17 protein-coding genes and 1 pseudogene are annotated in these 22,519 nt (G+C 38.5%); 11 read left to right on the top strand and 7 right to left on the bottom strand.

The genetic code is table 11. The features are described 5' to 3' along the window. The first annotated feature begins 14 nt into the window (after window positions 1–14). The 7 genes from AB3I27_RS05440 to AB3I27_RS05470 all read left to right on the top strand — a co-directional run bounded on the left by AB3I27_RS05440 (window position 15) and on the right by AB3I27_RS05470 (window position 6,696). Window positions 15–845 (top strand): DUF4097 family beta strand repeat-containing protein, encoded by an 831-nt coding sequence (locus AB3I27_RS05440; protein ID WP_104760305.1) that lies wholly within the window; start codon window positions 15–17, stop codon window positions 843–845. Window positions 846–982: 137 nt separating this feature from the next. After that, window positions 983–1,471 carry a DUF5348 domain-containing protein gene (locus AB3I27_RS05445; protein WP_002346166.1) on the top strand — a complete coding sequence of 163 codons (489 nt, stop codon included), beginning with the start codon at window positions 983–985 and terminating at the stop codon, window positions 1,469–1,471. 49 nt (window positions 1,472–1,520) lie between these two features. Then, the gene (locus AB3I27_RS05450; RefSeq protein ID WP_002293231.1) at window positions 1,521–2,393 is read left to right on the top strand and encodes an SPFH domain-containing protein; all 873 of its coding nucleotides are present in this window, start codon (window positions 1,521–1,523) and stop codon (window positions 2,391–2,393) included. 169 nt (window positions 2,394–2,562) lie between these two features. Then, entirely contained in the window at window positions 2,563–2,925 is a 363-nt protein-coding gene (locus AB3I27_RS05455) for a YxeA family protein (protein ID WP_002310770.1), read from the top strand. A 12-nt stretch (window positions 2,926–2,937) separates the two neighbouring features. Beyond that, on the top strand, window positions 2,938–3,690 hold the full coding sequence (locus tag AB3I27_RS05460) for an ABC transporter ATP-binding protein (RefSeq protein ID WP_002312797.1): 753 nt from the start codon (window positions 2,938–2,940) through the stop codon (window positions 3,688–3,690). Between the two features lie 13 nt (window positions 3,691–3,703). After that, window positions 3,704–5,506, top strand: coding sequence for an FtsX-like permease family protein (locus AB3I27_RS05465; protein ID WP_104760304.1), 1,803 nt, complete (start codon window positions 3,704–3,706; stop codon window positions 5,504–5,506). A gap of 149 nt (window positions 5,507–5,655) precedes the next feature. After that, the gene (locus AB3I27_RS05470; protein WP_235042729.1) at window positions 5,656–6,696 is read left to right on the top strand and encodes an aldose epimerase family protein; all 1,041 of its coding nucleotides are present in this window, start codon (window positions 5,656–5,658) and stop codon (window positions 6,694–6,696) included. Window positions 6,697–6,748: 52 nt separating this feature from the next. Here AB3I27_RS05470 and AB3I27_RS05475 read toward each other — a convergent pair whose 3' ends face one another. The 6 genes from AB3I27_RS05475 to AB3I27_RS05500 form a co-directional block, all read right to left on the bottom strand. Next, window positions 6,749–8,905 (bottom strand): glucosaminidase domain-containing protein, encoded by a 2,157-nt coding sequence (locus AB3I27_RS05475; RefSeq protein ID WP_235042727.1) that lies wholly within the window; start codon window positions 8,903–8,905, stop codon window positions 6,749–6,751. Window positions 8,906–9,264: 359 nt separating this feature from the next. Next, window positions 9,265–10,638, bottom strand: coding sequence for a PTS transporter subunit EIIC (locus AB3I27_RS05480; RefSeq protein ID WP_002316674.1), 1,374 nt, complete (start codon window positions 10,636–10,638; stop codon window positions 9,265–9,267). Beyond that, window positions 10,638–11,033: a D-ribose pyranase gene (gene rbsD, locus AB3I27_RS05485; protein ID WP_002293242.1), complete on the bottom strand. Its 396-nt coding sequence runs from the start codon at window positions 11,031–11,033 to the stop codon at window positions 10,638–10,640. Before rbsD ends, AB3I27_RS05480 begins: the two co-directional genes overlap by 1 nt. Window positions 11,034–11,054: 21 nt before the next feature. Beyond that, window positions 11,055–11,978 carry a ribokinase gene (rbsK, locus tag AB3I27_RS05490; protein ID WP_002310777.1) on the bottom strand — a complete coding sequence of 308 codons (924 nt, stop codon included), beginning with the start codon at window positions 11,976–11,978 and terminating at the stop codon, window positions 11,055–11,057. Between the two features lie 108 nt (window positions 11,979–12,086). Further along, the gene (locus AB3I27_RS05495) at window positions 12,087–13,100 is read right to left on the bottom strand and encodes a ribose utilization transcriptional repressor RbsR (protein ID WP_002310778.1); all 1,014 of its coding nucleotides are present in this window, start codon (window positions 13,098–13,100) and stop codon (window positions 12,087–12,089) included. An 81-nt stretch (window positions 13,101–13,181) separates the two neighbouring features. After that, on the bottom strand, window positions 13,182–13,784 hold the full coding sequence (locus AB3I27_RS05500; RefSeq protein ID WP_235042726.1) for an isochorismatase family protein: 603 nt from the start codon (window positions 13,782–13,784) through the stop codon (window positions 13,182–13,184). Window positions 13,785–13,964: 180 nt separating this feature from the next. Between AB3I27_RS05500 and AB3I27_RS05505 the strand changes: the two genes are divergently transcribed. The 3 genes from AB3I27_RS05505 to treC all read left to right on the top strand — a co-directional run bounded on the left by AB3I27_RS05505 (window position 13,965) and on the right by treC (window position 19,467). Continuing rightward, complete coding sequence (locus tag AB3I27_RS05505) at window positions 13,965–14,666, top strand: ABC transporter ATP-binding protein (protein ID WP_002310780.1); 702 nt, start codon at window positions 13,965–13,967, stop codon at window positions 14,664–14,666. Between the two features lie 9 nt (window positions 14,667–14,675). Then, window positions 14,676–17,387 carry an FtsX-like permease family protein gene (locus AB3I27_RS05510; protein ID WP_235042725.1) on the top strand — a complete coding sequence of 904 codons (2,712 nt, stop codon included), beginning with the start codon at window positions 14,676–14,678 and terminating at the stop codon, window positions 17,385–17,387. Between the two features lie 451 nt (window positions 17,388–17,838). Further along, window positions 17,839–19,467: an alpha,alpha-phosphotrehalase gene (gene treC / locus AB3I27_RS05515; RefSeq protein WP_002314064.1), complete on the top strand. Its 1,629-nt coding sequence runs from the start codon at window positions 17,839–17,841 to the stop codon at window positions 19,465–19,467. A gap of 60 nt (window positions 19,468–19,527) precedes the next feature. On the opposite strand, the gene AB3I27_RS05520 is transcribed toward treC, so the two are convergent. After that, window positions 19,528–20,709, bottom strand: coding sequence for an AI-2E family transporter (locus tag AB3I27_RS05520; RefSeq protein WP_002293256.1), 1,182 nt, complete (start codon window positions 20,707–20,709; stop codon window positions 19,528–19,530). Between the two features lie 248 nt (window positions 20,710–20,957). Here AB3I27_RS05520 and AB3I27_RS05525 point away from each other — a divergent pair. After that, window positions 20,958–22,486: pseudogene (locus AB3I27_RS05525) on the top strand (zinc ABC transporter substrate-binding protein AdcA). Window positions 22,487–22,519: the final 33 nt, after the last annotated feature.

Consider the following 22,519-nt stretch of genomic DNA (forward strand, 5'->3'; position numbering starts at 1 on the left):
AGGAGGACAGATAAATGAGATTAAAACATTTTTTGATTACCGGTATTATCCTGATGGTTACTGGCGGACTCCTAGCAGGTGCAACTTATACATTAGGCGCTCAAAAGAGTCTGACTTGGGATAATGGTCCTCGATTGATCAATATGGTGACGGAGACGAAAAAAATCAAAGAGGCAAACAAAATCGTCATCCATGCAGAACATCAAACAGTGTCAGTCACACGCGGATTGGATTTTGAGATAAAAACGACCTACGATAAGACAGAAAAGCCAGAAATAAAGGAGAAAAATGGTGTATTGACCGTGAATGCAGTCAAAAAATCAGAAGGTGAGATTATTGGTTTGGAAGACACCAGTGCACAAATCACTATTGTTGTCCCTACAGATCAGGAATTATCTGAATTGACGATTGAAGGGAATAATAGTGCGATTGACATCAATGAAGTATCAATCAAAAAAGTGAATACTACGACACACGATGGTTGGGTATCATTCAATGAACTTACGGGAGGAACAATAACGGCGAAAGATGAATTAGGTTCTCTTCGTTTAGATGAAGTCAAGGTGGATAACTTGACCGTCATAGGAGAAAGCAGCAATTTACATCTAGAAGACAGTTTGGTCAGTAAAGAAGGAAAAGTTACTCTAAACAGTAGTAATTTATCTTTGCATGAGATGGAAAACAGTGGCTATACTCTCCAAACATCTGGTGAATCTCATATTGAAAAAGACTACCAGCCAATAACAAATACGTTGTTAGAGCAAGGACAGAAACGGTTGAAGATTACTGCCAAAGACACTTCTATCAATATCATGACAGATCAAGAGGACAATGAAACAGATTGATCTAGCAAACAACTGGATAGTTTAAGAAAAAACAGCAAAGATCGGAAGGATCTTTGCTGTTTTTCATCGCTTAACACACATAACTATAGTAAAATAAGTAAGAACATATCTATAAAGAAAACAGGGTGAAAAAGTATATGAAGGCAGAAGAAGGTCAAAGAGAAAAGTTAAAAACAGAAATGGAAAGATTACATACTTATATCACTCAACTAAGTCAAACCTTCTATGATCCAGATAAAGAAAAAGTGATGGTCAACTATCCGAACAATTCAGAAGGTCGTCAATTAGAGCAAGTATACCATGAAGTTTTCAAACATTTATTGACGGTGAAGAAAGAACTGGACTATTATTCTTTACCGATTATCGATACAGGAATATTGAAGTATGATGGGGAGAAGGAACGATTTATCTTTAAATCTGTTCGGGAAGATTTGCCTCTTTCAGCAGGGATGGATCTAGAAATCTTGGTAGAAGACTATTTTACAGAAGAAAAACACTGGATTCGAACAAGATTGGATTATTTGCCGCAAGCAGCCGGAGGAACACAGGCAAGCGGTTGGTACATCACTGAAGACAAAGATTTGGAACTAGAAGGTGCAATGGCGCGAATTCGAAAAAAGGATTAAAAAGCAACGCTATATATTTATTGAAGGATAAAGGAGCGCAGAAAGTAGAATGAGAGAAAAAAGAGCAATTTATATCAATGGTTATGCAGGAATCGTCGGTTTGGTCGTATTAGCTTTAGTTGGTTTATTTTTCTTCTATTTAGGCATGTGGCAAGCGAAAGTTTGGGCACTATTTTTAAGTATTTTTCTTTGGTTGATCGCGTTACTGTTGCTAAGTTCGGCAACTGTAGTCAGTCCTAATCAAGCAAAAGTGATTTTGTTTTTTGGACAATATTTAGGTACGATCCGGGAAAATGGCTTTTTCCTTACGATCCCTTTGGCACAAAAAATGACTGTTTCGTTGAAAGTTCGGAATTTCAACAGTTCTGTTTTAAAAGTCAATGATTTAGACGGAAACCCCATCGAAATCTCAGCGGTAGTCGTGTTTAAAGTCATTGATACAGCAAAGGCATTATTCGATGTAGCGTATTATCAAGATTTTGTAGAAATCCAAAGTGAGACGGCCATCCGGCATATCGCTAGCCAATATCCGTATGATACCTTCAATGATGATGATTTAACGCTTCGAGGAAACACTACGGCAGTGTCTGACGAGTTGAAAAAGGAGTTGCAAGAGCGTTTAGCAGTAGCAGGTGTCGAAGTAATCGAAACACGTTTGAACCATTTAGCCTATGCAACAGAAATCGCCAGCGCCATGCTGCAACGTCAACAAGCAAGAGCTATTTTGTCTGCTCGACAAACCATTGTTGAAGGAGCTGTCACGATCACTCAAATGGCTTTGGAGCAAATCGAAGAAGGACAAGAAATCAATTTCACCGATGACCGGAAAGTCCAATTAATCAATAATTTACTTGTCTCAATCATTACAGACAAAGGAACGCAACCCGTTATCAATACAGGCGACATGAAAGACCGTAAGTGACATACTTTTTGTAAAATAGGAAGAAGGAGTTTAGGACGATTGTCTTAAACTCTTTTTTAGTTGTTTAAAGAAAATGACAAAATTGAAAGAAGAATGATAGATGATTCGAAGGCAGAATTGTTCGTTTTTTTCTATAATCAATATATAAAGTAAGAGAGAAGGAAAAAAAGTGAAAAAACTTCTGATCGGACTACTTGTTTTCATCGTTGTGGCACTTGCAGGGGTGAAAATCGCAGATTACGTAGTGATGGGCGGAGAAGAATACTATGTACAGATTACGACAGATGGTGCAAAAACAGTATCCAAAGCAGACTCTGGACAAGAAACAGTCAACTATAGATATATCCTGCCTGGTTATACAAAAGAGGGTAAGGAAAAAGAACTAGATTTCAATGGGCAATTAACTCGACCGCTTCGTAAAGGAGCATATTTAAAAATCACCTGGAATAAAAAGAAAGGTGTCACTTCATATGAAGAAGTCGAAAAAAAAGATGTGCCGAAAACAGCACTAGAAAAACTAATTAAAGGGTAGGGAAAGAAAGAAATGAACAAAATAGTCGAAGTACAGAATGTAACAAAAGTATACGGGAAAAACAATGAGAAAAAGACGCAAGCATTAAGCGGCATCAGCTTCGATGTAGAAAAAGGTGAATTTATTGGCATCATGGGGGCTTCCGGTTCAGGTAAATCAACACTTTTGAATATCTTATCCACATTAGACAAACCAACAGATGGACATATCCGAATCAATCAAAAAGATGTGACGACATTAAAAGGAAATCAACTAGCAGATTTTCGTGCGAATGAAATCGGCTTTATTTTCCAAGATTTCAATTTATTAGAAAGTTTGACAGCACAAGAAAATATCGCTGTTCCTCTTTCTTTACAAGGTGTCAGACCAAAAGAAATCAAGCAACGTGTCCAAAAAATTGCAGAACGTTTATCGATTGCTCATATTTTGGAAAGCTATCCTTCTGAGATTTCCGGTGGACAAAAACAACGGGTCGCTGCCGCACGTGCGTTGATCACCCAACCAACGATTTTATTAGGCGATGAGCCTACAGGTGCGCTGGATTCTAAAAGTGCCCGTGATCTTTTAGATACGATGGACGAATTGAATACAAAAGATCATGTATCGATTCTTCTAGTGACACATGATCCGTTTTCTGCAAGTTATTGCCAACGTATTTTATTCATCAAGGATGGCGGTATCCATCAAGAAGTGAAACGTGGAGATCAAAGCCGGGATTCCTTCTATCGGGAAATACTATCTATTCTTGGAAACTTGGAACAGTAGGGGGAGATTGACTATGCTTTGGAAATTATCACTTACTGGGATCAAGAGCCGTTTAAGAGATTACTTGGTATTATTCTCAGGATTAGTTATGGCATCTGCTATTTTTTACATGTTTGAATCAATGGCGAGCAACGAAGCCTTTTTGAAAAGTAATACGATCGTTGCAGCTACAGTTATCATTTTCCGACTAGGTTCTGTTTTACTAGGGATCATTACCTTCGTTTATATTTTGTATGCGAATTCCTTTTTGATGACGATGCGGCAAAAAGATTATGCCATGTTTATGATGCTAGGAGCAAAAGGCAGAAAAATCGCACAGATGATTTTTTCTGAAACATTCGTAGTAGGGATCGCGGCTACTTTAGTGGGTTCAGCTGTCGGTGTAGGATTGACAAGTATTGTCCACCAATTATTAGTGGATCAGTTAGATATCAATATTTCGCATTTTACACCTTTTAGCATTCATGGGTTGTTGATCACCGTTTTGTTTTTTGCTATTTTGTTTTTATTAGCAGCTATTGTTAATGCTTTTTCGATTGTCAAAAAACCGATTTTAGCATTGATTCGTGCGGATCAGACACCAACAAGAATCAAGCAGCATAAATTCTTGTTCTTCCTTGAAGTAGTACTTGGGATTGCTTTTCTAGGCTGCGGTTATTATATGATGAAGCACGTGAAGACCTATCAAGTTTTTGGTATGGGAGTAGCTCTAGTCACGATCGTGTTAGGAACTTATTTCATTTTCCACTCTGTGATCATTTTCTTCTTATCATTACTAAAGAAATCAGAACAGATTTCATTGAAAAAATTGAACAATTTCACATTGTCACAGTTAAGTTTTCGTATTCGTGAATATACACAAATGCTCTCCATGGTTGCTATGCTGTTTGCTTTAGCACTTGGTGCTTTGACAGTAGGTCTAGGATTTAGAAATGAAATTTCGGAAATGACGGAAAATGCTGCTGGTTATGACCTAGTGATGAATAATCCTCGGGCAGAAGATCAGCAAAAAATCAAAGAACTATCACCAACACTTTCTGCTTCTTATACTCAAAAAGAAGATGCGGGAACGATTTACTATAATGCAAGTGAATTTGTGGCTCAACCATTGATTATGATAAAATATGAAGATGGAACACCGCCAAAAATCACGAAAGAAAAAGTTCCTGCTGAAAAAATGAATGAACTGACTGTACAAGATGAGCTTCGTGGCTATGAATTGCCTGAGCAACAAGAAAAAGAAATCAAGGTAGTCAGTCAATCGGAATTTGATCAACTGAGCTTGCCACAATCCACTTTACAGCTAGTTCAGGTCAAAGACTTCCAAGCAAACTTGGAACCAATCCAAGCACTTGCTACACAAAATAAAACGAACAATCCATCTTTGCAAAAAGTAGAGTACAGTAACCAGAAGTATGAAATGTATGAAGGATATAATAGTCTATTCTCTGGTTTTGAATTTATGGGATTCTTCTTAGGTTTAGCTTTCTTGACTATGCTTGCTAGCTGTTTGATGTTCAAGATCTTGTCAGGAAGCAAGAGTGACATCGCTCGTTATGAAATGCTTGAAAAGATAGGAACACGACGCGGATTGCTTAAACAATCGATCCGTAGAGAAGTAGGTGTGTTATTCTTAGCACCAGGAATCTTAGGTGTAGTCCATGTCTTATTCGGATTACAAATGTTTGGTCTATTCATGCAAAATCCATACAAAGATATTTGGGTGCCATTTACGATCTTCTTCGTATTGTATTTCATCTACTATGTACTGACGACATGGTTGTATACTGGAATCGTATTGAAAAAGAGGTTGTGACAATATTTTTGTCGCAACCTTTTTTTTTCTCGGTCTTTTATTAGAATATAGTAAATTTTTTCTCGTTACTCACGGAATAAGCTGTTAAGAAAGCGGTTTCCATGTATACTGGAATCAGTACAAATGAAAGAAAAGAGGTTGCAAGGAACATGGAAATCAATGAACAAAATTTTGGCGGAAACTATCACTTGATCACGATCACGAATCAAAATGGGACATCTTTGTCTGTCAGTGATCTAGGTGCACGAGTCGTCCATTTTCAAACAACGATCGATAATGAAAAACGAGAGTTGGTTCTAGGCTTTGATGAAGCAAAAGAATATCTGGAAAAAGACCCTTATATTGGAGCTTCAATCGGACGTATGGCTGGACGGATCACGGATGGCACATTCAAATTAGATGATGAAACATTCAAAGTAAAAACAGATCCAGATACTGGACATTGTTTACATGGCGGTGCACCTAGCTTTGAAGCCAAGCAGTGGCATTATACAGTTATTAATGGTGAAAACGAATCCTCGGTCATTTTCTATCAGACTAGTCCAGACATGGAAAATGGATTTCCTGGCACGTTAGACGTAGAAGTACGGTATACACTGACGAATGATGATACATGGCGAGTGACAGTCCAAGGGATCAGTGACCGGAAAACGGTATTCAATCCGACAAATCATGTTTATTTCAATTTAACTGGTGATCCAGCACAGCCAATCGACGAACATACGCTTTGGTTGAACAGCCGATTATTCGCTACGCTCAATAAAGATACGACGCCTACAGGAGAAGTGGTTTCAGTAAGCGGTACAGCATTTGACTTTCAACATCCTAAAAAATTAGGTGAGGTATTCGCCAGTGATTTTCGCCAATCAATGATGGTAGGCGGTATCGATCATCCATTTTTATTGAAAAAACAACCCGATCTGCTAAAGGCAGCGGAATTGACGAGCCCTGATGAAAAAGTATCAATCCAAGTAAAAACGGATGCTTCGGGAATCGTGATTTTTACCGCAAATTTTGGAGAAGATGGGCCAAAAATGCGTGGGAAGAAATTAGTAAATCATGGCGGTATCACATTTGAGACTCAAGAATTGCCAGGTGCGGAGCGGCTTGAAAGCTTTGGAGATGTCACTCTGGAACCTAACCAAGTACGCGAATTTGTAACGGAATACAAAATAAATATAAAGAAATAGAGTAAATTAAAAAAGGGAATGTGACACTGTCACACGCCCTTTTTTATTTATTCTATTTCTTTAAAGGCAGATCAAGCCAGAATGATTTGTCTAAACTTAACAAAGTTAGTACCGGAACAGTTGCAGCTTTAACTGTACGAGTAGTTGTTTCTGGTATCTGTCTTGCCGTGAAAGTGTTCCACAAATCCCAGATTGAAGCGACACGGAAGATGGAAGCAGCATTGTCGACGCGTTTTATCGTTGAAAATTCTAATCCTGTGATTGGCACGCCATCTGTTGTCCATTTGATTGGCACATCGAATCGCTTAGACATATGGAGGATTTCAGTGCTTGCTTCTTCAGTTGTTGCTGCTTCTTTTTTCGGTTCGTCATATTTTGTCAGGTCGTACGCTTCGATGATCGCGTTCAATTTTTGTGAATATTGGCGATCTGTAGCATAACGTCCTTCCAAATATTTGGTTGCTTCTTTGTAGTCTTTTGTTTCCGACTTCCAAGTTGGTTTGTAGAAGTCAGGATTGCCAGTCAGTCCATTTTTGATCAAGTCGGCATAGTCTTCCAAACTTTCCTTGTAAGAAGGATACTTACGGAATTGGGCGCGGATTTGGTAGCTTTGTCCCGAACTATCTTGTTCAAGTGTATTGAAGGTCACGCTGCTTCCTTTATACGATCCTTTGATACCAAAAAGGTTATGATTTGGTTCGCTTGATAATAAGCTGTTTCCAGATCCACTTTCAAGGATAGCTTGAGCCATCATGACTGATGCGTAGATTCCTTCTTTTTGGCCGATTTCCTGTGCATCATCTGCAATCTTTTTCAGGAACTGATCAGTTGTTTGGTTTTGACTGAAATGGAACGAGCCATCTAATCCATCTAAAATAGATGAGCCGCCTGTCAGCGAACCTGAAGCAGCAGGTAAACCTGCTAAGTTTACTCGGACAGCAAAATCAGGCGTGAAATCTGAAATAGAAGTTACTCGAACTTTATCTCCTGGTTGGGGCGCATGGATAAATTGTCCGTTCCCAATATAGATACCTACATGGTGAGTAACACCGGAAGAAGGTCCCCAGAAGACGAGATCGCCAGGTTGGGCCTGACTTACTGGAATCTGCGTACCTGCATATTGCTGTTCGCCTGTCCAGCCACCGATATAATGACCGGTTGCTTTCATATATACGTAATAAGTCAAACCAGAACAGTCAAAAGTATTTGGACCTTTTGCTCCCCATACGTATGGTTTTCCAAGATGCTTGAATGCTTCTCGAACGATTGCTTGTTGGACATTCGTTGCATTTGTAGGCAATACAGCATCAATTGGTGATTTTACAACAAAATCAGAAGAAGCAGAAGATGGATTCTCTATACTGCTTTGATTTGCTGTATTTGGACGAGACGAAGCATTGTTTGTTCCGCCATTCGATGAACCATTGTTTGGATGGTTTGGTTCTCTCTGAGTATTTCCATTGTTATTCGATCCAGATGGGTTTGTTTGATTCGAAGAATTCCCGCTGTTCGAATTATTGTTATTATTGTTTGAATTATTTGAACCATTATTATTGTTGTTATTGTTGCTATTGTTGTTATTACCCTCATCTGGTTTATTTGGCGTTTCCGGATCTGGTGTACTAGGGACTTCTTCACTAGGATCAGTTGGTTCCTCTGTTGAAGTATCCGGTACAGGTTCAAATTCTGCAGTAATAGATAAATTGTTCGTACCTACTGTAAAAGTCTTTGCCTCATAGTTCACTTCTTTAGCACCATTCACAGCGACTGAAGCAATTTGTTCACCTTCAGCTGGCGTAATAGTGTAAGTCACCTTCATTCCTGCTGATAAACCTTCTACCGTTCCGCTTTCTGTGATATTCAAAGGTTGCTGTTCAGCGGTATCCTCTGACGAAGCAGTTAGTTGGATCTTCCCAATCAAAGAAGGAGCAATCGTAAGGGTATATGTCTCGGCTGGCTTTTCATTTTCTGATGGATCAGCCGGATCAGTTGGTTCGGTCGATTCTGTTGATGAGTCAGTTGTTCCGGTTGTGCCTTCTGCAGAAGAATCCGTTGTTTCGCTAGTAGCTGAGCTGGAAGTAGATGTACCTGTTGTGACTGTTTGATCGGTTGTTTGATTATCTACAGCAAATACGGCATTAGTCGACAAAACAGTAGGAGCAATCAGCCAAGTAGCAGCTAGCAAACGCATCGTTTTTTTGTTTTTCATAATAAACTAGTCCTTTTCCTTTCATTGATTTTCTGTTTTATTCAGCATTCATAAGTTATTCGTTTGAACAGATAATCGTGTCGAAAAGCTTTTTCATTCCATGAATCTGCTTGAGTATTCTAAATAAAACAAGTTGTAAAAAAGCAACGAGCAGTCATTCGTTGTGGTTTGATGTTCATTTTATTGCATAAACCATCTTTGTTTGGGGATAAACAAGTGGGGATAAAAATGGTCATGCATATGTAAATTATACCAAAGATTGGAGAGTATCACAAAAAATTTATAAAAATAACGATCCTAAAAAAGAAAAAAACTGAAATATGTGATAAGCATCTCATACTTCAGTCTTTTTTCGTTCATTATTCGTAAGACATCAGGTCTTCATCAAACCCGCTAACAAGGGTGGTGATCATTGCTACGACTAGACTAACAGCCAATCCTGCTAAGTACCAGAAAAAAGTACCGGAAATAAAGGCTGGCAATGTGGTCAGACTACCAAATACAAAAGCGATCGCTTTCACTTGAGCAAATCCCATGACAGCTCCACCAGCAGCTGCACCGATGCAAGCAGCAACAAATGGTTTTTTCAATGGAATCGCGATTCCGTAAACAGTAGGCTCGGTCACTCCCGCAAGTAAAATCGAAGCGAAAGCAGAACCGGAGATCGAACGTGTTTTTGAACGTTTACTTCGTAGGAATACCCCTAAAGCTGCACCAGCCATTCCAAAATTAGCTGCTCCTGTCAGCGGAACGATACGGTCGAACCCATAAGCTGAGATATTGCTGATCATGACAGGATTTACAGCCCATTGGATACCAAATATCACCAAAATGTTCCAGCCTCCAGCGATGATTGCTCCACTGATCGGACCGTTAATATCCATCATCCAAGTAATTGCTGCAGCTAAGCCTTCACCAAGATAAACACCGGCAGGTCCGAAGACCATTAATGTCAAAGGAACCGTGATGACTAATGAAAGTAAAGGTACAAATACTAATTGCATGTTTTCGCGAATATATTTTTTAAGGAATCTTTCGACAAAAGAATAAAAGAAAATACCTAAAATCGCCGGCATGACAGTAGACGTGTACTGCATCAGTACTACAGGGATCCCCAGAAAATCAGTAGCTGCTTTTCCACTATCTGAAAGTAAAGAGGTCAAATTTGGCTCAATCAGCGCTGCAGCAATGACAGCCGCGATATATCCATTTACTTTAAACGTTTTGGCGGCAGAAAAAGCGAGAAAGATGGGCAGAAAATAAAAGACAGCATTCGACGCGGCAGACAAAATATGATAAGTCCCGCTCGTTTCACTAAGCCAGCCAATCGTAGTCGCTAAAACAACCAGACCTTTTAATATACCAGAACCGGCAAATAGGGGAATGATTGGCGTAAAGATTTCCGATATCAAACCAAATAGTTTTTCGATCGGATTTAACTTTTCTTTCGGAGCTGAATGATCGATTTGACGTGTCAATTCCTTATAAGCAGGGGCCAATCCCTGATCCATAATTACTTCTGCATATCTATCGAGTAAAATGAAATATTTGATAGAAGGGATTTGCTGCTTTAATTTTTCTACATTTGCTGCTGGCTGTTTTTGTAATTTGATACGAAGCCGAGTCGCACATGGGAGGACAGAATCAATATTGTCTTTTCCCCCTAACTGATCAATCAGCAGATGAATCTGTTCGGACAGTACCATCTGTTCAGGATTCATTGTCGTTTCCATTAGAAGACCACTCCACTCACTAAGATAATATTGGCATAAGGTGTCATCTCGCCTGTACGAATAAATGCATGGCAGTTATTCAAGTCTTTTTTCATTTCTTCATGTGGGATAAAGCTAATCGGTGTATCTGGTAACAGTAATTTGATTTTTTCCAATATTTCCGGATTCATTGTCTTTATTTCTTCCGCCAATTCAATGGATTGTACTTCAAGTTCTTCTAAAACGTTTTCTAAAACAGATAAAAAACTTGGAAGTCCATTTGAAACAGCTAAATCTATTTTTTCAGTACCAAAGGGAACAGGCATGCCTGCGTCCCCGATACTTAATTTGTCAAAGTGTCCCATTTGCGCGATTACTCGTGAAATATCTGAATTGATTACTTTTCCTTTTTTCATGTTTGTTTCTTCCTCTCGTTGTTAATTTATGACTGCTGATTGTTCTAAAGCTTCACGGTAAGGGATAGAAGGTTGCGCACCATAAGACTGTACGGCAATAGAAGAGGCTAGATTTCCATAAAGGATCGCTTCTTTCAAATTACCAAGATCTGGCTGAAGTGTGCTACTCAATGCCCCAATAAATGTATCACCTGCGGCTGTCGTATCGATAGCATCTACTTTAAAAGCAGGGACGATACCTTGTTCTTTTTCTGTGTGGTAGAAAGCACCGGTACTACCCAATGTAATGATTACTGTTCCGATGCCTAATTCATGCATTTTTTCAGCTGCTGCGACCAAACTGTCATGGTCTGTAACTCTGATTCCTGTAATAATTTCTGTTTCTGTCTCATTTGGTATAATGATATCTGTCTTTTCGAGTAGTTCAGTAGGAATGGTTTCTCTAGCTGGTGCAGGATTCAGGATCGTTGTTTTTCCTGCGTCTTTTGCAATAGAAAAAGCTAGGATCGTCGCATCTAAACTACTTTCGAATTGAGCAATAATAAAGTCACTGTTTGTAATCAATTCTTTGTTCTTTCGAACTTCTTGTTCATGGAAAGCATTATTTGCGCCTGCATGAATCAAGATACTGTTTTCTCCTGCTGCGTCCACCATAATCATTGCTTGTCCGGTTGCGGCGCCCTCAATTTCAGCAATTCCAGATGTATCGATGTTTTCTTTCGTCAGTAGATCCAACAATTGCTGTCCTTCACTGTCAGTTCCAACACCTCCAATAAAAGATGTTCGTGCGCCTGAACGTTTGGCTGCCACTGCTTGGTTGGCGCCTTTGCCTCCGCCAGCGTGAAAAATCTCATGTGCATGCATCGTTTCTCCTGGTTTTGGCATTTTGGTTAAACGAAGGGTAGTGTCCATATTAATACTTCCAATTACTGTAACCGTGTTCATTTCACAAACCTCCAACTATCTCATTCATTTTGATGGGAAGAATTATTTTTCAAAACGTTTTAGTAAAACGTTTTAATAGTTCGATAAAAATATAGCACACCTTGAAAGCTATTTCAAGGGTGCAGTCGAAAATCTTTTTTCTAGTCGTACAGGTAGCCGTTTTTCTTCCCACTCTTTTTCTGGGAATTGGATTCGATCTAACAATAATTGGGCAGATGTTTGCCCCAATTCGAAGATTGGTTGTGCGATCGTCGTCAGTTTTGGCTTGATATATTCGCACATGTCTATATTATCATAGCCAATAATGCTATAGTCTTCTGGGATGCTTTTTCCAGCTTCCTCTAATCCGCGATATAATCCAAAAGCTAATTCATCATTTAAAGCAAACACACCAGTTGCAGCAGAATCAAGAAGTTTGGCTGTGATTTGGTAGCCGCCTTGTTTTGAGAACTGTGTAGGCAAGAGGATCAGACGGTCGTGAGGGATTTGGTAAACATCAAGAGCAGATTTAAACCCATCAATTCGAGCGTGGACATTTTCTGGCAGATTTTCAGGATAGATAAGGGCGATCGTTTGATGTCCTAGACTAAGCAGGTGCATACCTGCCAGATAACCACCGCGAAAATCGTCTGTTCGTACGGCATCACTAAATCCTTCAGATTTTTTTTGATCCAAAACAATGAAGGGCCGGCCTTGTTTTTTCAAATTTTCGTTGATTGCATCTGTAGAGACAGCAGAAGTCGCGATAATGAATCCATCCACACCTCGACGTGTGAGTTCGGCTAGGTACTCGATTTCTTTTTGATGATCAGAATCAGCATTACATAATATCGTGACGAAGTTCTGATTGTACAAGATATCTTCAATTCCTCGCATCAATGTACTGAAGAATGGATTCGTGATATCAGGAACGAGTACGCCAATCGTTTTCGTTTCCTTGGTAATCATTTGTCTAGCAAAATAATCAGGTTGATAACCTAATTCTTCTTTAGCAGCTAAAACTTTCTGAACGGTTTTCGGACTGAATTTCTCCGTATTTCCATTTAATATCAAGGAGACAGTTGTGATTGAAACGCCGGAAAGTTTAGCGACTTCTTTGATTGTGATCTTTTTTTTCACCATGTTCATACTCCTATCTAAATCCTGTGGTTATTTTCCCATGAAATCAAAAAGAAGTAAATGAAAATCATATACGCTAGTACCCTATTTACTTTGTTGGATCGCTTCGATTATTTGTTTCGTTGAGCGTATTCGTGCAGTTTTCGGAAATATCTTGTTTATGAGCAATTGATGCGATTCTTTGTCGCGATCACTACAAGCATCTTCAGCAAGTACGACATGATACCCGTGTTGGAAGGCATCCAATGCAGTAGCGTATACACCGTTTGTTGTCGCTACACCGCTTAAAATGATGGTTTCAATTCCACGACGACGAAGTTGAAGATCAAGAGAAGTACCAAAAAAAGCACTTGGATTGTATTTTGTGATAGTCAACATATTGTCTGTATCTTTCAAAGAATCCTTCAAAAGTAAATCAGTGAATTCTGGAGGTACAGAAGCAGCAGTCATTCCACCCATATCAGTTTGTTGACTCAAATAAGGGAAAGTGGAGATGTCTACATTCACTAAAACTTTCAAGGCAACGGTATGTTTCAATGCTTTTGCTAACAAATCATTGTTTGTCAGAATAGATGCTGCAGTGTGTGGAGAGAGTGTACCGTTATTTACGATCCCTTTTTGCATGTCGATCGCGACAAAAGCAGTTTTTGATAAATCAAAAATCATATTTTCCTTTAAATCATTCATGATGTTCCTTCTTTCAAATAACAATGTTTTTTATGTAAGTAAATCATAAATCGTTTATTTGTCAACTAAATAAAGAATTCCTTTCTTTAGTCTAGAGAAATTCAATGGTAAAATAAGTGTGAGAAAACGTATTCGATGCATAGATAAAGCGAGAAATATCGTGAAAATGGAGGAATCAGCGTGAAGTATGTCGAAGTAAAAAATGAATACAAACGATACAAGATGGGAGAAACGACCATTACAGCAAATGACGATATTTCTTTTTCAATTGAAAAAGGCGAATTAGTGATTATACTTGGCCCAAGTGGAGCGGGAAAGTCAACGATTCTTAATATTTTAGGTGGGATGGACACACCTGATGAAGGACAGATCATTATTGATAACACAGATATTGCGCAATTTTCAGACAAGCAGCTTACTGCTTACCGACGAACAGATGTAGGGTTCGTCTTCCAATTCTACAATCTCGTTCCTAATCTAACAGCAAAAGAAAATGTGGAATTGGCAACGGAAGTTTCCCCTGATGCGCTTGATCCTGTAGAAGTATTGACGCAAGTGGGCCTAGCTCATCGATTGAATAACTTTCCGTCCCAATTATCAGGAGGCGAACAGCAGAGAGTTTCCATTGCTCGAGCATTAGCCAAAAACCCTAAACTGCTTTTATGTGATGAGCCGACAGGTGCACTGGATTTTGAAACAGGAAAGCAAGTATTGAAATTATTGCAAAATGCTAGCAGACAACATGGCAATACTGTTTTGATCATTACACATAATTCTGCTTTAGCGCCCATCGCTGATAGAGTCATCCACATCAATGATGCAAAAGTAAGGTCAGTGGAATTGAATGAGCATCCTTCATCCATTGATGAGATTGTATGGTAGGAGGATTTTATGAAAACAAAAACATATCTTAAAGCAGGTTTTCGCGAAATCCGGCAATCTAAAGGGCGGTTCATTGCAATCATCCTTATTGTCATGCTAGGAACACTTTTATTTGTAGGTGTCAAAACTGCTGGACCTGTCATGCAAAAAACGATGGACCACTATGTTGGTACAGCAGGACTTTCTGATTTGCAAATCGTTTCTACTGGTGGTTTGACACAAAAAGATATCGCTCAAGCAGAAAAGATCCCAGATGCAAAAGTAGAAACAGGAAAACAGATCTATTATTCCAATACTGGAAAAAATGAAGTGATCCAAATCTTTTCTTATAACAAAAATAGCAGGCAGAACAAGCTACAATTAATTGATGGAAAACGCCCGGAAAAACCCAACCAACTTTTATTAGATGAAAAAGCGGAGAATGCAGGGTATAAAATCGGAGATGTCTATCAGATTGATTCAGATGAATTGAAAGAAAAAGAGTATACCATCACTGGCTTTGTCCGTTCTCCATTGTTCATCAACAATTTGGAGAGAGGATACGCGAATGTCGGAAATGGTAGCGTTGATTATTTTGTCTATTTGCCTGAATCCAATTTCAAGTCAGATATTTATTCTGTCTTATATCTTGATTTTACGAACGTAAAGAATTTGAATACGTACAGCAAAGCTTACAAAGATAAAATGGAGCAAAATCAAGAAAAGGCAGAAAAGTATTTACAAGATCGACCCGAAGAACGCTTAGAAGAGCTGAAAAAATCGGCAAACGAAGAATTAGAACCAGCACAGCAAAAAATAACAGAAGGCAAAGCACAAATAGCGCAGGGAAGAACACAGTTAGAAGATGCTAAAAAACAGGTAGCGCAGCAGTCAGCAGCTATCCAGCAGCTTCCTGAAGAGCAACGGACAATCGCTGTACAAACTTTGTCTCAACAAGAAGCTCAACTCGCTGATCAAGAAAGGCAGTTAGTTGAGAAAGAACGAGAACTAGCTTCTGCAGAGGAAGAATGGAACGAAAATGCAGAAAAAATTGAAAATTTAACTAAACCATCATACCTATACAATGAACGTTCAGAAAATGTCGGGTTTCAAGAATTTGGTGATTTGGCTGAACGTATCGCAGCAATCGCCAATGTTTTTCCTGTTTTCTTTTTCTTTATTGCCGCATTGATCACTTTTACGACAATGACGCGTATGGTAGAAGAAAACCGTAGGGAAATAGGAACATTGAAGGCGTTAGGTTATACGAAAGTTGAAATCGCAAAAAAATATGCAATCTATGCAAGTCTAGCTTCAGGAATAGGCATTGTTTTAGGAACGATATTAGGAACGAATCTTTTACCAAGAATCATTTTTGAACTATCTAACGAGCGATATGACATTGGGAGTGCTCTTGTTTTTTATGACTGGCCACCGATTTTACAAGCAGCTGCCGCATTCTTCATTGCCGCATTTGGCGCTGCAATGATTGTTTTGTTCAAAGATCTAAGAGAACGGCCTGCTGCACTGCTTCATCCGAAAGCACCGAAGCCAGGGAAACGTATTTTTCTTGAATACATCACTCCGCTGTGGTCACGCCTTAGCTTTAATCAAAAAATCAGTTATCGAAATCTCTTCCGATACAAGTCAAGAATGCTTATGGCGATTATCGGAATTGCTGGCTGTGCCGGTCTGATGGTTGCGGGCGTGGGATTGAGAGATTCTCTAAGTTCTGTCTCAGCCAAACAATTTGGACCGATCATTGACTATCAAGCAATCGTTACATTAGATTCATCCACGGAAGAGAGTCGTCAAAAAGCAGTGGATATGTTGCAGCAGCAAGAAAAAGTAAATGAGATCCTAGCTATTCATACTCAAACCGTAGAATTGAGAAAAAAAGGGCATGCTTCGCAAAGTCTGACAGTGATCGTACCGAGTAAAACAGCTGATTTTGATCGTTTTATCCATTTAACAAATCTTGAAGAGAACCCACGTTCCTTACCTAAAGCAGGAATCGCTATTACGCAAAAAGCAGCAGAACTATTTGACTTATCTACAGGAGATCATATATCGCTTTATGATGAAAATCAAAAAGAATGGAAAGTCGAAGTAAAAGAAATCGTGAAAAACTATCTAGGCAGCTTTATTTATCTGTCCCCTGAATATTACGCTTCAGTGACTGATCAATCGATGACGGATAATGCATTTTTGGTGCGTACAGATAAGATGACAACGAAAGAAGAAGAAATGCTTTCCGAGAAACTGCTTGCTACAGACGCTGTGACAAATACGTCTTTCATGTCCAAACAAATCGAAACGCAAGAAGAATCAATGGCAAACTTAGACTCGGTTGTATTAATCTTTGTCGTATTGTCAGGATTGCTGGCTTTTATCGTCTTGTATAATCTAACTAATATCAATATTTCCGAACGTGTACGCGAATTATCTACGATAAAAGTCCTTGGATTTTTTGATAAAGAAGTCACGATGTATATTGTTCGAGAAAATATCATTTTTACTCTCTTAGGGATCATTGGAGGATTTGGTGTAGGATATGTATTGACTGACTTTATCTTACAACAAGCATCTATGGAAAATGTCATCTTTCCATTAGTGATTACATGGTGGGCTTATGTTTTATCAGCAGGATTAACCATCGTATTCACGGTTATTGTGATGATTGTTACCCATTTCAAATTAAAGCATATCGATATGATTGATGCGTTGAAATCGAATGAATAAAAACAGAGGTTGTGAAATCAGCGGTTTGACCTGAGTATTAGAGAAACAAACGGCAAAATAGTTCCTCATATTTTGCCGTTTGTTGAGCTAATACCGAAGGTCAGCTGATTGAACACCGTTTAAGAAAGAGGTTGTGACAGAAGTGGTCAGCTTCAAGAAATAAGAAGAAATTTAAGAAAACAGCTCCTCATATTTTTCATTTGAAAGGACTTATTGTCGTAGATGCAAGCTTTTGAACATCATTTATAGAAGAAACAAGAACATTTTGCTATTTTAGACAAGAGACTAGACAAATACATGTCTGATCTCTTGTTTTTTATTGGACAACACCCTCTTAGGAAGTATAAAGATAAATTTTACAAACGCTTTCGGTTCAGTTATAATAATAAATGATAACTTGTATATATAAGTTGTGATAGGTAAGAAATCAGTTGAATGGAGGCAAATATCCATGACATTTAAAGACAAAGTCATTTATCAAATCTATCCCAAATCTTACAAAGACAGTAATGGTGATGGAATTGGAGATTTAAAAGGAATTAAAGAAAAACTGCCATATTTGAATGATTTAGGGATCGATATGATCTGGCTAAATCCTATTTATCCAAGTCCTCAAAAAGACAACGGTTATGATATCTCTGATTACACAGCCATCGATCCTATCTTTGGTACGATGGAAGAATTCGAGCAACTAATAGCTAAAGCAAAAGAATATCAAATAGAAGTCATGCTCGATATGGTATTGAATCATGTTTCGACAGAACATGAATGGTTCAAAAAAGCACTAGCAGGGGATCAGTATTATCAGGACTTCTTCATTTTAAGAGAAGAACCAACGGACTGGGTATCAAAATTTGGTGGGAGTGCTTGGTCGCCCTTTGGAGATACAGGAAAATATTATCTGCACTTATATGATCAGACACAAGCTGATTTGAACTGGCGGAACCAAGCAGTAAGAGAGGAATTATTCAAAGTAGTTCGTTTTTGGATGGAAAAAGGGGTAAAAGGATTCCGTTTCGATGTTATCAATGTTATCGGTAAAGACGAGCAATTGAAAAACAATAAAGAAAATGATGGTAAACCTGAATATACGGATAAACCAATCACCCATACGTATCTAAAAGAATTGAACCAAGCAACGTTTGGGACGGATTCCACTATCATCACAGTCGGTGAAATGAGCTCTACGACGATCGAAAATTGTATCTTGTATACAGAACCTAGTAGAGAAGAATTATCAATGGTCTTTAATTTTCATCACTTGAAAGTCGACTATGAAAATGGCAATAAATGGTCAACTCCTCCATTTGATTTTTCAGAATTAAAGCGACTGTTCCATACTTGGGGAGAAAAGATGAGTGATGGTAATGGCTGGAATGCTTTATTTTTTAATAACCATGATCAGCCACGTGCGCTCAATCGGTTTGTAGCTATCGATCAGTATCGAAAACAAGGAGCAGAGATGCTAGCAACCATGATCCATTTAAATCGTGGAACACCATACATTTATATGGGAGAGGAAATCGGCATGGTCGATCCAGACTATTCCTCAATTTCCGACTATATTGACGTAGAAAGTTTGAATGCTTACAAGTTGCTCCTTGCACAAGGATTCACAGAAAAAGAGGCGTTCCGTCGAATCAAAGCAAAATCTCGTGATAACTCTCGAACACCCATGCAATGGTCCGATGCAGAACAAGCAGGCTTTACTACAGGAAAACCTTGGTTAAAAGTTGCAGGTAAGCTAGAAGAGATCAATGTAGAGAAAGAACGATCTTCTGAGGATTCTATTTTGTCCTATTATAAGAAATTGATTCGGTTGAGAAAAACATATCCAATCGTTGCACAAGGCGATTATCATGCTTATGGAGCAGATCATCCGCAAGTTTATGGCTATCTTCGCCAATTTGAAGGGCAGCAGCTGCTTGTATTAACAAATTTCTATGATAAAGATACAAGGATCACCATTCCAGAAGGATTCACAGAAGCCGATATTCTTATCGATAATTATTCCGATACTGTTCTTCATCAAAATCTGGAGCTAAAACCATATCAGGCAATTGCTTTACTAAAAAACTAAAACCAAAAAGTATAAAACGCCGATCCTACGAGTATTCTCGTGAGATCGACGTTTTTTATTTTATTTAAAATAATCTTCTTCAGAAAATGAAGAGTGTTCATATTCTCCTTTGTCGCCATAAAATTTATTGTAGCGTTGTTTGAATTTACGGAAAATAAAAGTAACGAGTAATTTGACTAACGTATAGATAGGAATACCGAAAATAACGCCCACAATTCCCATTAGATCACCCATGACAAGCAAAACGATTAAGATCGTAATCGGATGGATCTGCAACCGATCACCCATTACTCGAGGAATTACCAAGTCACCATGGAGAAGCTGTACGGCAAACCAGACAATGACAAATTTGACAGCCATAAAAGTAGAGTCTTGGAATGCAATGATCAAACCCGGGAAAAAAGCGATAAACGGTCCAATATATGGAATAATACATAATAACCCAGCAGAAATAGCTAAAACACTGGCAAATTCTAATCCGATCAGTAAGAAACAAACCCAGTAGACTGCTCCAAGGATAAATGAAGCAATGATCTGCCCCTTTAAAAATGAACCCAATTGTTGATTAGCAATCTTTGTCAAATTTTTAAAATCTGTACGAAAGGCTGGTGGGACAATCGCTAAAACTGACTGATAAAATTTTTGAGGATTTCTCAAAAGAAAAAAAGTGACAATGGGCCCAGTAAATAAAGTAATGAAAATAGCTGTAACAGTTGAAAAAATATTGCTGATCCGTTGTGCGCCACTTTCCCAATAATTTCCAATAAAGCCAGCTATATCAGACGTCACGTCATCAATAGAAGTAAAAAATTGATTAAATGAATCGGCAAAAGGTGTTTTCTCCAAAAATTGACGGAGACTCTCTTGGAAATCTTGAAATAAATCTGGCAAACTGCTAATCAATGTTTTTGTCTGTTCTTCAAGAAAAGGAACAAGCCATACGCTTCCAAGCCCCAATAAAAATAAAATAATCACATAAACAATAATGACTGACAGGTTCCTCGAAAGGTGCTTGCTTAAACGTTTGATGACTGGTTCCAAAAGATAATATAAGATCAGCGCAAACAATAATGGGGGCAAGATAGTAGCGATAATAATCCCAACAGGCTTGAATATAAATGAAATCTGATGGAAAAAATAAATGATCAGTGCCAGCAGGATCACCATACCTAAAACATAGTAAGAGGTTTTGCCTCCCAAAAAGCGGATCAAACGATTCGTTGTATCTGTTTCTTTTTTCACTAATTTTCCTCCTTTGTCTATAACTTTATTATAGACAAAAGAGGGGATAAAAGGAAAATGATAGAGTTGATTGAAAAAATATCGTGAATCATCCATACGAAAGTTCTCCTCAATTAAAATAAGAAAACGCTTGACAGCTCTTTTAGCCCTATGATAAATTAAATCCTGTTGCTAAAACGTAACTATTACGATTTGTTAGAGGCGAATCGGAACATTCAAATGAAAGAAGATGAGAAGGAGTGTTATAAATGAAACGACTGATAGGTATATTGGCTACACTGGTTTTAACAGGTATGTTAGCTGGTTGCGGGGCAAGTGGAGAAGCAGGGGACAGTAAGGAAAAATTGAGCGTGATGACGACCTTTTATCCTATGTATGATTTTACAAAAGCAATCGTCGGGGATGAAGGAGAAGTAGAATTATTGATTCCAGCAGGGACTGATTCCCACGATTATGAACCTTCTGCTAAAGACATGGCAAAGATCCAAGATACAGATATCTTTGTTTATAATGATGAAAATATGGAAACATGGGTCCCCACAATCCAAAAAACATTACAAGAAGGCAACGTCCATACGATAAAGGCGACAGAAGGTATGCTTTTACTTCCGGGAAGTGAAGAAGGACATGATCATGACCATGAACACGGGGAAGAAGGTCATACACATGAACATGAGCTAGATCCGCATGTATGGCTAGCACCAAGTTTAGCAATCAAGCAGGTAGCAAGCATACGTGATCAGTTGATTGAAGCTTACCCAGAAAAACAGGAAGTATGGACAAAAAATGCAGCAGCCTATACCGAGAAACTTCAAGCACTCCATCAGCTTTATCAAGAAACATTTAAGCAAGCAAAACAAAGATCTTTTGTCACGCAACATGCTGCATTCAACTATCTGGCATTAGAATATGGATTGAATCAAGTATCTATTGCTGGTCTTTCTTCTAGTGAAGAACCCTCTGCGGCGAGAATCGCTGAACTGAAACACTTTGTTAAAGAACACGGGATCAACTATATTTATTTTGAAGAAAACGCCAAAGATAGTATTGCCAGAACGTTAGCAAACGAAGCAGGTGTATCTTTAGAAGTATTGAATCCTTTGGAGGGGCTGACGAATGAACAAATAGAAAATGGAGAAAACTATCTTTCTATCATGGAAGCCAACCTCGAAGCGTTGAAAAAAACGACAGAGACAGAAAACCTGTTAGAAGATACTTTGACTCCCAAAAAAGAAAAGAGCGTCTATAACGGTTATTTCGAAGACGAGGATGTACAAGATCGCTCTCTTTCAGATTGGGCAGGAACTTGGCAGTCAGTAGATACGTATGTAGAAGATGGGACATTCGATCCTGTTTTTGAATATAAAGAAAAATTGAATCAGGATAAGACAGCACAAGAATATAAAGAATACTATACGAAGGGCTATCAAACAGATATTGCTTCAATCAAGATCGGTGAGAAAGAGATGCATTTACGTTTAAGGATGGAACAACGAAACGTTCAAATTATCGTTATGTAGGGAAAGAAATCTTAACCTACGAGGCAGGAAACCGTGGTGTAAGGTATCTATTCGAAGCAGAAGATAAGGAAAGTGGCGCGTTTAGATATATTCAATTCAGTGATCACACGATTGCACCGGCTGACTCCGAACATTTTCATTTATATGCAGGAAATGAAAGTCAAGAGGCATTGCTAAAAGAAATGGAAAATTGGCCAACATTTTATCCAGACACAATGGATGGCCGTGAAATTGCACAGGAAATGCTTTTGCACTGAGAAGCAAAAAGAACCGAAGGGTTTGGATCGGCT

Source organism: Enterococcus sp. C46, from assembly GCF_040887565.1.
GTDB lineage: Bacteria > Bacillota > Bacilli > Lactobacillales > Enterococcaceae > Enterococcus_B > Enterococcus_B lactis.

Bases quoted from the DNA above. Each gene is read 5' to 3' on its own strand.
- AB3I27_RS05500 (WP_235042726.1), bottom strand. From the start codon at position 13,784: ATGAATGATTTAAAGGAAAATATGATTTTTGATTTATCAAAAACTGCT.
- AB3I27_RS05475 (WP_235042727.1), bottom strand. From the start codon at position 8,905: ATGAAAAACAAAAAAACGATGCGTTTGCTAGCTGCTACTTGGCTGATT.
- rbsK (WP_002310777.1), bottom strand. From the start codon at position 11,978: ATGAACACGGTTACAGTAATTGGAAGTATTAATATGGACACTACCCTT.
- AB3I27_RS05450 (WP_002293231.1), top strand. From the start codon at position 1,521: ATGAGAGAAAAAAGAGCAATTTATATCAATGGTTATGCAGGAATCGTC.
- AB3I27_RS05465 (WP_104760304.1), top strand. From the start codon at position 3,704: ATGCTTTGGAAATTATCACTTACTGGGATCAAGAGCCGTTTAAGAGAT.
- AB3I27_RS05480 (WP_002316674.1), bottom strand. From the start codon at position 10,638: ATGGAAACGACAATGAATCCTGAACAGATGGTACTGTCCGAACAGATT.
- AB3I27_RS05470 (WP_235042729.1), top strand. From the start codon at position 5,656: ATGGAAATCAATGAACAAAATTTTGGCGGAAACTATCACTTGATCACG.
- treC (WP_002314064.1), top strand. From the start codon at position 17,839: ATGACATTTAAAGACAAAGTCATTTATCAAATCTATCCCAAATCTTAC.
- AB3I27_RS05440 (WP_104760305.1), top strand. From the start codon at position 15: ATGAGATTAAAACATTTTTTGATTACCGGTATTATCCTGATGGTTACT.
- AB3I27_RS05445 (WP_002346166.1), top strand. From the start codon at position 983: ATGAAGGCAGAAGAAGGTCAAAGAGAAAAGTTAAAAACAGAAATGGAA.
- rbsD (WP_002293242.1), bottom strand. From the start codon at position 11,033: ATGAAAAAAGGAAAAGTAATCAATTCAGATATTTCACGAGTAATCGCG.
- AB3I27_RS05460 (WP_002312797.1), top strand. From the start codon at position 2,938: ATGAACAAAATAGTCGAAGTACAGAATGTAACAAAAGTATACGGGAAA.
- AB3I27_RS05510 (WP_235042725.1), top strand. From the start codon at position 14,676: ATGAAAACAAAAACATATCTTAAAGCAGGTTTTCGCGAAATCCGGCAA.
- AB3I27_RS05495 (WP_002310778.1), bottom strand. From the start codon at position 13,100: ATGGTGAAAAAAAAGATCACAATCAAAGAAGTCGCTAAACTTTCCGGC.